Source organism: bacterium, from assembly GCA_023382385.1.
Taxonomy (GTDB): domain Bacteria; phylum Electryoneota; class RPQS01; order RPQS01; family RPQS01; genus JABWCQ01.
The window spans coordinates 141,192-154,409 of the sequence record JAHDVH010000004.1 but is presented as its reverse complement, the minus strand read 5'-3'; the positions used below and the strand labels follow the sequence as shown (position 1 = coordinate 154,409).

Genomic DNA, 13,218 nt, shown 5'->3' with positions numbered 1-13,218 from the left:
AAACTATCCTTTTACACTTCCCAGCGTCAAGCCGGACACCAGCCACTTGGACAATTTCATGAACAATATTATCACCGGAATACTCACGACGATCGACCCCGCCGCATACAGCCCCCACTCTGTTGTCATGCTGGACTGAAACTGCTTGAGACCGATGGGCAATGTGTACATGTCCTCTGTCAGCAGAACCTGCGCGGCCACGACATACTCGCTCCATGCCGTCAGAAAACTGAACAGCGCCGTAATCACCAGCGCAGGCGCCGCAAGCGGCAGAATCACGAGATAGAACGTCTTAAACCTGTTCGCACCGTCCAACATGGCCGCTTCTTCAAGCTCGGGAGGAATCGTGTCATAATAGCCCTTCATCTGCCAGACCGTAAACGGCAATGCTGTTGCCGAATAGACGACCATCAAGCCGATATACGAGTTGATCAAGCCGAGTTTCGCAAGCATCAAGAACAGCGGTAGCAGCAGCATCGTTGCCGGAAACATCTGTGTTATCAGGAGCAGGCTCATGCCCACCTTGTAGCCGGGGAACCTGAAACGCGAAAAAGCGTAACCTGCCGTTGAAGCGAGTGCGGTCGCAAAGATAGTGACCGCCGCAGCCACTAATGTGCTGTTGAGCAGCCATCTGGCAAACGGCCTGTCCGTGAATAGGGTGACATAATTCCGGAATGTGGCGTCTTCCGGAATGATCTCAAGCGAGGTCGAGAGCAGTTTGTCCGCCGGACGCAAGGACACGGTGACCACCGTTAATATCGGATATAGTGTCATTACCGTGATGACCGCAAGAATCGTGAAGAGTATGACTTTCTTGATCACGGCTTAAGCCTTTGCCTGCAGTTTTCGCATGAAGGTAACAGAGAACAGCACAAGCAGCAGGAAGATAATCATTGAACCGGCTGCAGCATATCCGTAGCGGTAAAGGTTAAACGCCGCTCGATAAACGTAGGAAACAAGAATGTGAGTTTGGTCGGCCGGCTCTCCGCCATTGGAAACCAGCCAGACAATATCCACCTTGTTGAAGGTCCACACAAACCCAAGAATAATCGCGGGCGTCAAGACAGGCACCAGCATCGGAAGTGTGATCGTCCGAAATCTCTGCCATGCACTCGCACCGTCAATCATTGCCGCCTCGTAAAGCTCTTTTGGGATACTCTGCAACCCGCCCAGTGCAACGACCATCATGAACGGAAATCCCAGCCAGACGTTGGTCACAATACATGCAGCAAATGTGCCGATGGGATCATTGAGCCACTGAATCGGCGTCTGGCTGAAGACCTTCGTCAGGATGAGATTGACTGCCCCGTACTCGTAATGAAACATGCCGCGCCACGTGAGAGCCGTCACGACGGCCGGAATCGCCCACGGCAGGATGAGCAGGGTGCGGAACAACCTACGTCCCGGCACATTCTCGTGCAGAATAACCGCCAGCGCAACACCGATCGTGACATGAAAGAAGACATTGACGATTGTCCAGACAAGTGTCTTTCCGAGGACTCCATAAAAGGCGGAATCGGAAAATACCTTCTCGTACTGACGCGGTCCGATTAGCTCCCAATCATGGATATGCAGCAGACTCATATTGGAGAACGACAGTATCACGTTGTAGACGAACGGCCACACAACGACCAGCGCAACCACGATTGCCGCAGGTGCCACCATCCAAAGCGCGAAATTCCGTTCTCTATTCATTCATCTCCCGAATTTTCTGCTCGGCGTCTCTCTGCATGTTCCTCGCAGCGTCCTCCGGTGAAAGATTTCCACCCAATACGGACTGATAGGATGCACGCATGGCATCCCACACCGCGCGCAGCTCCGGAACAATTGGCATCGGCCTGCCCACTTCGAACTGAGAAAGACTTTGCGCGACGTGCGGACGCGAGACGTAAGATGAGTCCGCCCGCACTTTCAAGCTGCTCGGAATGATCCCGGTTGCTTCGACAAACTGCTGCTGAACATCGTCACTCAATAAATACTTCAACAGTCTCACTGTCTCTTCAAGCTCTCTACCTTCGACGCGTACATTAATGGAGTAGCCCAGCGGAGACACCATCGGAGCGGGCCACAATCCTGTAGAAGAAACCATCGGAATGCGCGCTAACTCATAATCGACACCAGCAGCACCGTAACCGCTCCACGACCACGGCCCGTTGATGAGCATCGCCGCACGGCCCTCTTTGAACAGCGCGTCCGCTGTATTATAATCACAGTCCGGCGGAACGATCTTGTACTGGCTGCGAAGTGAACGCACGAACTTGAATGCTTCCACAGCTGCAGGCGAGTTGAGCGACGGGTGACCGTCCTCGTCCATGACCCATCCTCCGAATCCCGAAAACCAGGGAATGAAGAAGAAAGGCTCCGTGAAATTCCACACAAGTCCCCACTGATCCGTCACCCCGTCACCGTTGAAATCCTTCGTCGCCGCTTGTCCCATCTTGATCAGCTCGTCAGTTGTTTGCGGCGGTGTCGGGAGCAGCTTCTTGTTGTATACTAAAGTCAGATGGTTGCCAATTCGATCTGCAATCTGATATGTATGACCCTTAAATTTCACCAGAGCGCGATCATCCAACCGTTCAAACTCTTCTGGCGTGAAGTAGGCATCGAGCGGCTGCACAAAGCGCATTGTTGCCAGCGGTCCGACCTGATCAGAAGGACCGTAAACAAGACTCGGTCCGAGCTTGGCAAGCGCCGCAGACTGAAAGTTTGAACGCAACTCCTCAGTCTCCTTATAGATCACTTCGATTCTGACCGAATCTAAAGTCGCACTATAGGCCTGAATCACTCGCGTAAGCACGGCGCGATCTTCCGGCTGCATTTGATGCCAGAGTTGCAAGCGAACGATGCCGTCATCGCGCGAGCATCCGGCAAGGAGCACAAGAGCGGCTAACAGAAATCGCATCACGTCAATCACGCACCCCAAACACAGAACGATGCACGATCACTTCCCCGGATGCACCGTCCACAGTGAATGCACGATTTGACTGGGGAAACTCCTCGGACGGCAGCCAGATACCTGCGTCGCCGGAATTGGTGTATTTATACTGCACTTCCGTTCCCAAAGGCAATTCGATTTCCAGAGACCATATGCCATCTTGAGCCGTTTGGTCGCCCGCCGCACCGTCATCGCGCAAGCGCACAATGTTTGGCTGCCAGTCACCAAGCGCCGACTGATTACCGACGATGAATATTGCGACGCTGACCTGCTCGGAAGACGCATCGCATTCGAACCTCACGCGGCGCATCTCGCCTCCGCGCTGCATGACGCCGCCAGACTCCTGTGTCGCAATCTTCGCCTGACTGAGGATTGGTTCAAGCTCGGGAGTCTCGATATCAACACCGGCTTCGCGCATCTGTCCATAAACGGCGCGCAGATGCGCGAAAAATGCTTCTTCAAATGGCCGATCACCGGCCGGCGCGCTCTGATCCGCCCCGTACCACCAAAACCAGTCTGATCCCTCAGCTGCGTACATTGCCTCGTACGCGCGATAGATTGCCGCGCCCTGCGCACTCTTCTCCATTGGCGCATAAGGATCCGGTTGCTTCAAGCCCGAATTCTCGAGAGCACGCCGCGCCTTGAGCAGATACTCCCAGGCCTTATTTTCCTCGGGTTCACCGATCCAAGTGTCGTAGTTCGCATTGATCCACGATCCGGGCCACAACTCGGTAATTTCTGTCAACTCTTCAATCGGGTGCGCAGGAATGCCGCGCTCGGGATTGCCGCGAAAATACTCTGTGGGATGGACGCAGGTGACAAGCCCTTCCTCGCGCAGTTCGGTCAGTTTCGCATACAGTCCGTTCAGGAATCTCTTGGCGTCCAAGTCATAACGATACCACTCCCACGCATTCTCTCCATCCAGAATCACCGTAAGCAGTCGGTCGCTCTGGCTCTCCTTTGGCACATACCTCAGAATCTCCTTTGTGAAATGCGCAACCGCTTCATCCGGCTTCATGTTCTGATACGTGAAACCGATATGATCGGAAAGTGTGGTTTCACGAAACACGATTGCGACATCGCCGTCGGGGGTTTTGACTCGATATGGTTTGGCGACATCGAGTCCTTCGGGCTTGGATCGCATCAAGACATGCATGTCTCCGCAGATCCAGCGCACGTTGTGTGCTCGAAATACATTCGCGGCACCCTGCGAAATGGAACCCTCCGCAGGCCACATCCCTTGGGGCGCTCTCCGGAATAGACGCTCGTAAAAACTGATTCCTTTGATGACCTGCGCGTGCGCATCCTCCGGATAGGCGTAGCGTGAAGGCAACTCACTCTTCGGCTGACACACTTTTGCCACATCGCTGTCAATCAGGAGCGGGAGAATGGGATGATAAAATGGCGTTGTGATGATCTCAAGTTGCCCGCTCGCCAGCAACCGTTGATGAACCGGCACGATCTCCTCTGCCACACGCGCCGCTTCGGCAACCAATCTATTCGCGTCGCGCTCGCTGAAATGCTCCTTCCCACGCAGATAAAATTTTCCTCCGCGCTCTTCAATCAGATCAGCAAGACTCACATCAATGCCCGCAGAACCGCGCAGAAAGTCGGGATCAAAGTGCGCCGTGAAGAACCACGACTTGATGTCGCGCAGATCGTCAGTGGTCAAACTGTCGCGAGCCTTCGCCCGCAGCGCCTCATACTGCGGGAACTTCGCAATTTGTATTTCCGAAATACCAAAAGCGTTCCATGGCTCAGAAATCAACTTTGCAACGTCCGCATCGGAAAAACTATCGGTAGCTTTCAGAGCAAGGTCAATCCAGGGATCGGTTCTGTAGAAGTTTGCGAAATATGTCGCGGCATCCAACTCACGCTTTCCGTCTTCGCCCATCCGGACCAATGGGCCGAGACGATTCACGTAGTAATCCTGCAATTGATAGAGCAGGGAAGAGGTCAAGTTGATCGTCGCATGAATCTCGGGAAACTGTTCATGCAGTGCCGCCATGTCGTAGTAGTCCTTGGTGGCGTGCGTGCGCACCCACGGCCCCGAGAGTTCGTCGGTTTCCGGATTCAAATACAGCGGTTGGTGCTGATGCCAGATTATGTTCAGATACAGCTGTCCCGCTTGTGCCATGGAGATAGTGAAAAGAAGTGCAAGAGTGAAGAGTAGCTGTTGCATCTCAATAAATGTTAGTCACGCAGCAGCGATTGCTCACTGTCTGCGTCAAAGTAATGAACTGCGTTCGGATCAAAGTATACCGGCAATGTTGTGTCCGGCATCACCTCGGTGCGCGGATCGCAGCGAACGATCAAGTCCTGATCTCCGATCCTTCCGTAAACGAGCAACTCATTGCCGATCGGCTCGACCACGTCCACCAGAAGATTGAATCCGACTTTTCCGTTTCCCTTCGCCCCCACGCCAATCTGTTCGGGACGTAGGCCCAACGTCAGTTTGTTCGTTCCGCTTGAGAGAGTCTGTGGCAATGGAAAATGCAGTGCTGCCGAACGAAAGTGCGTGCCGTCGCGCGCCCCCGCGATAAAATTCATGGCAGGTGAACCGATGAATCCGGCGACGAACTTGTTTGCCGGCCTTCTGTAAACATTCAGCGGCGAGTCAATCTGCTGGATGACACCGTCTTTGAGCACAACGATTCGTTCTCCGAGAGTCATTGCTTCGATCTGATCATGTGTCACGTAGACCATGGCCGTCTTAAGACGTTTGTGAAGTCGGGAAATCTCGGTTCGAGTGTGTGCACGAAGTTTCGCGTCGAGATTCGAAAGTGGTTCGTCAAACAAAAATGCCGATGGATGCCGCACGACGGCGCGCCCGAGTGCCACACGCTGCCGCTGTCCCCCCGAAAGTTGCTTGGGTTTGCGCTGCAGCAGGTCGCTTAATTCGAAGAACTCGGCGGCCTCTTTCACGCGCAAGTCAATTTCTGCAGCAGGCACTTTGCGCATCTTTAGACCGAAGGCCATGTTGTCATAGACGCTCAGATGCGGATAGAGCGCGTAACTCTGAAACACCATGGCGATATCGCGATCGCGCGGATGCACGCTGGTGATATTCCTGCCCCCGATCCAGACCTCTCCCGAAGTCGGCGCTTCCAGTCCCGCAATCATTCTGAGAATCGTCGTCTTTCCGCAGCCGGAAGGTCCGACCAGCACCACAAACTCGTCTTCCCGGACAGAGAAACTGATATCGTGCAGAACCAAAGCGTTGCCAAACTGTTTGCGAATGTTCCGAAGTTCTATACTTGCCATGTCTGAAGTTTCGCTTTTGACCGGTCACTCTTGCGCGAGCGTGCTGAGTCGGTCGTAAATGTGTGATCCACCGCCTGAATTCCCTCCGCCGCTCCAGCGTTCCGCGGTGGCAACTACGGCGCGGAACTCTCCGATGCCAGCACCGCCATGATCATCCTGCGCGCCGCAGAGCACTGTCCATTCCCAACTCTCGTCCCGCGTCGGAAACAGCGACTTCGGCAGACAGAAGGAAATCGTCGCTGACGAAACGTATCCGAACGCATCCTTGTTGGTTCTCGGAATGAACTCACCAACGATCTCACCGCGCTCGTTCTCGATCCGCACCCCGCCGCCCACATAAATGACACGTGAAAACGGAGTGTCGAGCGTCTCAATGGAGTTCGCACCGACATCCGTGCGTGACGCTCCGTCCGAATGCAGACAAATAGCAGCATAGGTCAATTGAAATCCGTATTCCGGATGCCAGCCCGGTTGCCATAAGTTGTCAAGCGTCAGTTCAAAGTAGTAGCTGTCCTTCGCGTCACGCACTTCAAACTGCCGCAGATCGAGTATCCCCTTGCGGAAATTCTCGTCCGTCGGATAGACATAACTCCCGTCACCGACATCATCCCCCGCCGGATCCTCAACGCGATCCATCAAGAGCGAATACTGGATGTCGCAATGAATGTCTTTTCCCTTGAGCACTCTCCATTCAGGGTCTTTCAATGATGCAAAGTCGAGCTTTGTAATTGGCGGAGCGAATGTCAGATCCTCCGGGCCACTATCATACGGCCAACCTTCAAGAATCTTCTGCGACGTCGGCTTCCCGTCCACCAGCATATAGCCGTCGTTTTTGCGATACACCACGCGCAGCGGATCGGTCGTATTGATCTCTCCTGTCACTCCTCGAGCTACATCAAAAAATTTCACGGGCAATGGACTCTTCGGTGTCGTAATTGCCTTGACTTCAATGACAGTCGAGTCGCTGAACTGTTGCATCCTTAGATCAATCGGAGTGCCGGAGCAAGTAACTTGAGCTTGCACTAATCCCCACTCCATGGGTATCCGCGGCGCGATCAGCCAGAAGGGTTCGACACGGCCGTAAAGCACCGGACGAACGCCGAGAAAGTCTTGATATGTAGCGCGCAAAAATTCCGCAAGACTCCATGCCTGCGAACTCGTTCCCGACCAATCAATGTATTTGTTCTCGGGTCGCTTCACCGCATCGAACAACTCCGGCAGCGATCCCACCATCCCGCGCTCGCGCATGTGCCGGGCTTCGTAGTCCATCATCTTCAGTGCCAAATCGCCGCGCCCTTGCCGGATCAACAACGATTTCGCAGGCCCCGAATTCCACACCCAAACAATTCCCTGATGATACGCATTGTCCTTCGGATAGTGCCAATCCTGATGAAACGGATGAAAGCAAGTGTCCTGCGGACTCAAACTCAGCACACCATGTTCATGAAATAACTCGCTGGAGACTTTCCTCGTCACCGTTTGTTCGAATTGCGGCGGCACAAGCTGAGTGTAAGGCGCGGTAAACGTGAACATCTGATTCGGCCGCATCGTCGTATCCGGCGTGCCATCGGCCATTAATCGATCGTAAAAATGATCACCCGCCGATGCCAGATACTCCGACAAAAAGTTCCGGCGAATCCTATTGGCCGTTTCTTTCCACGCCGGATTCGGCTTGCGCGTCATCCGCGTGGCATTATCGAGCGCGGCGTAATGCAGTGCTTGAATCTCGATAGCACGATTTCCGCGCGGAGTGTGCGGTCCTTTAGGCCCAACGGCGTCCATCCACGTATCCGCATCGCCGTGCGTCAGAAACCCGAAGCTGTCACTCTTCGCCACCGCCGCGTCCAGCGCGACTCGCAGCGCGCCGCCATCCGAGAGCAGCGTATCCCACAGCGCGTAATCTCCCGAATAGAGGCCGTATTCATACACTTCGCGCATCCACCACGGCGTGCCGTCCGCCGTGTTATAGGCGATATCTTCACCGGGTCGCACGCGATTCGGAATTCTTCCGTATGTCGGACTGCTCGGATCGCGGTCAATCCATCCGGCGAATCGCATCAACAGCTTTCGCGCCGCATCAAAGTGCCCCGTCACCAACAACCCCGGCAGCGAAATGAATGTATCGCGACCCCACCCCTCATTAAACCACGGTATCCCTGCATAAAGCAGCGAATCTTCTTCGGCAAGGAGATTCAGCAGTTGAATTTCGGCCCACACAATCTCACGATCGATTTCCGTACCCGAAAAAGCTGGAAGCCGATCCGCTTCAACTGCAAATGCGTCAGCAAGTCTCTCTCGAGGCTCCGGCAGAACCCACGCGCTTGCCGGCTCAATTGTCCAGTCTATCGGCTCGTAGAGCAGAGAGTCCCGATACGACTCGAAGTAAATCCTGAATTCTCCGCCGTCCGCCCAGCGCCACATTGCAGATGACTTCGCAACCTCAAACCGTGCCTTGTCCAGCGATCTGCGGTGCCCTTTATTGTCGACGACGGAAAATGGCCCCGCCACCCGTTCCCGCTTCACCCACAACCCCATCCAACCCTGATCCCATTCGTCACCCGACGAGCCGTAGAGATATGTTCCGGCTCGATTCGCAATCAAGAACGGACGGTTCTCTCCGGCGTTCACAATCTGAGTCTGTGCCAAGCCCACGATTGAAAAAGCCAGAATCGCGAGCAGGCAAACGATTCTTCTTATCACTATTTCATCAACACAAGTTTCTTCGTCTGCGTCACGCCGTCCGCCTGTAGCATCACGAAATAAATGCCGCTTGACATGCGCGATCCGTCCCACGTGAATTCGTGAACACCCGGCTGCATCATATCGTCGGCCAGCCTTGCCGCTTCGCGCCCGAGCACGTCAAACACGCGCAACGTCACTCGCGATGCCTTCGCCAACTCAAGCGGAACCGTCACAACCGGATTGAACGGATTCGGAAAGGGAGCAAGTAGTTCCGTCTTGCGGGGAATGGCTGGAAGCTCGCGCGCGTCTGTGGAGAATGCGGAATCGGAAATTACCCACACGCGCCCCGAGTAAGATGAGAGACTCGTGAAGATCGTCGTCAACTCTGACCCGAGCCGTGTGAAGTTGGTCGAAGTTGTGATCTCCGAGACAACATACGTCGAGTCCGGGTGTATGCCCAGCAATTGTGCATCAAGATTTACATTCACAAGCTGCGAGGTGGAACTGAAATTGCCAAGGAATATGACGGGATCCATTCCTTCACCAGTCCGCGCAAACGCGTAACACGGCCCCGGCGCGTCGGTGGTCAGTAAGTCGAAATCTCCGATGCGCATCGCGGGCAGCCGCTTCCGTGCGTTCAGCAGCCGATAGTAGTGCGGAAACATGCCGTTTGGATCGCTGCCCCAGTTGATCACGCCGCGCTGCGATGTCTCTCCGATCTCCTGTCCGGCGTAAATCATCGGCACACCGGGAATCGTAAGCAGGAGTTCCGCCACCAGTTTCGTCTGAGCCGGAGTCTTGATCGTGACGTAACGCGACTCGTCGTGATTCTCCATGAACCGGAAAGGATTCTTGTACTCCGGCCATGGGAAACCGTAGTTCGTGATCAGCGCGGTCAGATTCGTGAAGTTAGGAATTGCCGGGAACATGTTGGTAAAGGCCGCCGTGCCTTCGTGATGCAGATTCCAGTCGTAGGATAAGTCAAATCGGTCATTGTAAATGGTGAATTCGTTGGCCCCCGCCTCGGCGAGCAGCAGAATTTCCGGTTTGATCTTCTTCAGTTCACGCCGCCAATCCACCCAGAATTGCGGACTGCGCTGCATCGGCCCCCATGCGACGTCGCAGCGATACCCGTCTATGTCAAATTCTGTCACCCACCACTTGCACATGTCAATGAAGTAGCGAGCGGTTTCAGGATTATTCAAATTCAAGTTCGGCAGCGACAGCCAGTCAAAGTAATAGGTATAGTTGCCGCTTCCATCCCGATCGTACCAATTCCAATAATGCGAGTGCCTGCCGTAACGGATGGCATCCTGCATGAAGGGGTGCCCGATTCCTGTGTGATTGATGACCATGTCGAGCACGATACGCAAGCCGTGCGCGTGCGCCGCAGCGACGAGTTCGTGCAAGTCTTCAGCCGTGCCGTAGTCTTGCTCGACCGTGTAGTAATCGGTAATTTCGTAGCCGTGATCCGACGGCCCTTCAAAAATCGGCATCAACCAGATGGCGTTGAAGCCAAGTTCAGCGATCCGCCCCACGTCCGCCGTGATGTCGTCCAATCTTCCGCTTGCAGAATAGGCACGCGGGAAGATTTCATAGACAATTGCGTTCTCCACCCATTCCGCCGCCTGATTGTTCAGGAATGGCGATTGTCCGTTCGCATCGACGCGCACAAACGTCCGTGCCCGCGATGCGTTTTCCTCCGTATCGTAAACGATTAAGTCAAAGTAGTATTCCCCGTATACCTGAGGAATCACAAAACTTGCTTGCGCGCTATTGGCGTTGTTCAGTGTCACAGGCGAGGGATTATCCGGATCGGCGCTCCACTGAAAGCTCAGATTATCGCCTTGCGGATCGGTTGATGTCGATGCGTCAAGGAAAAAAGAGGCATCACCGATGTTGATGACGATGTTCGGAACAGGCGCATGATCCACCAGCAGAGGATAATTCATTTGCGCCGAGCGGCCGGTATCGTTGTTGGCATCCACCGCAAACAGGGAAAACAGATTATCTCCCTCGACCAACGTCACGGCAACTGAAAAGCTGTCTCCGGTCAGCGTCACGGGCAGCAATGTCTGATTCTGCATTACCCACGCGCTGTTGACCGCGAACTGCGAAGTCACTCTCCCTCTGATGGTCTTGCTGGGAATCCGCGTCGGCGCGCCTCGCGTCAGAATTCTGCAAAGCGGCCCGGGATGTGCGACATTCGGACCAATCTGCTCCGGTGCAATCCTCGCCAATCCGCGGCCCGGCGCATCAAACGTTACTCGTCGTGTCAATCCATAGTTCTTTGAATTCTTCTTTTGCACGTCGTCTGCCATGAAGAGAATCGCGTCATAATAGTCCGGCTCTTCGATTCCCGCAATTCCACCTTGACCTGGGCCAACTTCCGAAACATAACCGTCCGCCGATGAGCCGGCCACCGCACTCACACAGGCGTAGTTCCAAGCTGTTTGGTAATTTCCGAGCGCATTCTCCAGATCGCGCACCTCGAAGTGGCATTCAAACGTGTTGGCCAAAGCCTGAACCGTAATCGGCACGGACTCCCCGCCAATCCCGCCGTAGTGGATGCGGTTGTGAATAGTCGCATCGAAGTACGGACTCGTCGGAGACAAAAGTGGAATCACCACACCGCCCGATGCAAGTCCCGCAACTTCGTATTCCGCCTGCATTCCGGAAATTGCACTATAGTTGCCTTCATCGGCAGTAATAGTCAGAATCGCCATCGTGTTCGCAGTCAAGGCACTGTGGAAACGCGTTCGTATCTCGAGCGCATCGCCATTTGAATTCGAATATATTCCAAAGCTGCGTAAGTCCACGGATTCAGTTGTTTCATACAGTAAGTCCTCGCGCGGATCCACAGCCATGTAGCCGTCACCTTCGACGAATCCATAGCAAAGATAGCGAGTCGACGTTCGTCCGGCGCTGTCTGTTGCTTGAATGCTGACCTCTGTTAAATTGATATTGGTCGGCAAGTCGATGGACAATTGCCCGGTCCCCGGATTCCAGGTTGGCGAAACTATCGAGCCATTGATGCGCACAACAGGCGTTCCGAGAATCCCCGGCCCCAAGTCCCCGCCGCGTACCTTTGCTGTTATGGTTTGCGGGACTCCGAATGTAAAGACTCGGTTCTCGCCGGGCTGAATGTCGAAGACCTGTGGCAGCGAATCCAGTTCGACGGTCAACAGTGAATTATTGAATCCGCCCGGTGCGTTGCGCGGATTATCCGGATCAATCTGCCAGTTGTTTCCGTTGATGACAAATTTATACTCATTGTCCCCCACGGGAATTTGCACCTCGCCCCAGCGGTTTCCATACTCATCCAGCCTCGTCAGCGGCGTCGCGCTGGTGCTCCACCCGTTGAAGGCACCTGCCAGATTCAGCGAGTTGATTTGTCCGCTATACTGTGAAAATGCGGAGCGCGGATCGAAGCGAAAAATAACGTGAGAGTAAAGTGGAACCGGTGGCTCCTCAAGAAAGATGTCCCAATTCTGATTGCCGTTATTGTCCCAGTTCGTGCCGTCTGTTGTCACATAGTGAATTGAGAAAATTGTGTCGATCGTTTGAATGGTCACGCTGAATAATCCGTTGCCCTGATTCACCATCGGCGAACGCGCCGCCTGTCCCTGTGCGACCGTTCCGGCAGGCCACATCATCTGCGGAGGCAGCCGCCAGTTTCCATGACCTGCTTCATTCACTCCCCAGTGCAGAATGACAGTGGTTGCTCCGTTGGGCAGTGTGCCCGCAATCGCATCATAATAAATCGTAACAGCATCGCCGGGTTCTGGCTCCGCAGGCGTCCACCACGACACAGTCCCCCCGGCCAGAAACTGTATCGACCAGTTATTGCCTGCGTTATTATCCCAGTTGTTCTGCCGGTCCGTGAATACAAACGCGATGGCCTCCGTCAAATCGTCAAAGTCGATTGACAGTGACCACACCTGATTGCCCGTGTTTGTCATCGGGCTTTGAACGGCGACATTGTCGGAGTGCAATTGTGAGCCTGCCGGCCAAATCGCTTGCGGCGGAGTGCTCCAGTTGCCATTGGCGGCCAGAATTCCCCAGTGCATCCAAACTTGCGACCCGTTGTCAGGCAGAGTGCCTGCGATCGCGTCATAATAAAAGGTCACGACATCACCTTGTCGAGGCGCCGCCGGTTCCCACCATGCCGTTTGTGCAAAGAGCGTAGTTGCGGAAATCAAGAATAAAACGGCTGTCCGAATCATACTGGGTCACCTCATAAGGGCAGTGCGGGGCGCAGACAACCGCCTGCGCCCCGACCGGTGTGAAAGTTCAAACACTAATTGGTGTTAACGATAAACACCCGTTTGCCGTAA

The 13,218-nt window shown here is 54.4% G+C and carries 5 protein-coding genes and 1 pseudogene; all 6 read right to left on the bottom strand.

Annotation, left to right across the window (positions count from 1 at the left end; all coding sequences use genetic code 11):
• Positions 1-3: 3 nt before the first annotated feature.
• A complete protein-coding gene (locus tag KJZ99_10645; protein MCL4306364.1) occupies positions 4-774 on the bottom strand; it encodes an ABC transporter permease subunit in 771 nt (256 codons plus the stop codon).
• A 51-nt stretch (positions 775-825) separates the two neighbouring features.
• Positions 826-2,902, bottom strand: a pseudogene (locus KJZ99_10640) (extracellular solute-binding protein).
• A gap of 4 nt (positions 2,903-2,906) precedes the next feature.
• A complete protein-coding gene (locus KJZ99_10635) occupies positions 2,907-5,117 on the bottom strand; it encodes a hypothetical protein (protein MCL4306363.1) in 2,211 nt (736 codons plus the stop codon).
• Between the two features lie 11 nt (positions 5,118-5,128).
• The gene (gene ugpC / locus KJZ99_10630) at positions 5,129-6,199 is read right to left on the bottom strand and encodes a sn-glycerol-3-phosphate ABC transporter ATP-binding protein UgpC (protein ID MCL4306362.1); all 1,071 of its coding nucleotides are present in this window, start codon (positions 6,197-6,199) and stop codon (positions 5,129-5,131) included.
• Positions 6,200-6,223: 24 nt separating this feature from the next.
• Positions 6,224-8,899, bottom strand: a complete 2,676-nt coding sequence (locus tag KJZ99_10625; GenBank protein ID MCL4306361.1) for a hypothetical protein — start codon at positions 8,897-8,899, stop codon at positions 6,224-6,226.
• Positions 8,899-13,107 carry a T9SS type A sorting domain-containing protein gene (locus KJZ99_10620; GenBank protein ID MCL4306360.1) on the bottom strand — a complete coding sequence of 1,403 codons (4,209 nt, stop codon included), beginning with the start codon at positions 13,105-13,107 and terminating at the stop codon, positions 8,899-8,901. The genes KJZ99_10625 and KJZ99_10620 overlap by 1 nt, the downstream gene beginning before the upstream one ends.
• Positions 13,108-13,218: the final 111 nt, after the last annotated feature.

Excerpts from the sequence above, each read along its gene's own strand:
- KJZ99_10645 (MCL4306364.1), bottom strand. The coding sequence starts at position 774 with ATGACACTATATCCGATATTAACGGTGGTCACCGTGTCCTTGCGTCCG.
- KJZ99_10635 (MCL4306363.1), bottom strand. The coding sequence starts at position 5,117 with ATGCAACAGCTACTCTTCACTCTTGCACTTCTTTTCACTATCTCCATG.
- ugpC (MCL4306362.1), bottom strand. The coding sequence starts at position 6,199 with ATGGCAAGTATAGAACTTCGGAACATTCGCAAACAGTTTGGCAACGCT.
- KJZ99_10620 (MCL4306360.1), bottom strand. The coding sequence starts at position 13,107 with ATGATTCGGACAGCCGTTTTATTCTTGATTTCCGCAACTACGCTCTTT.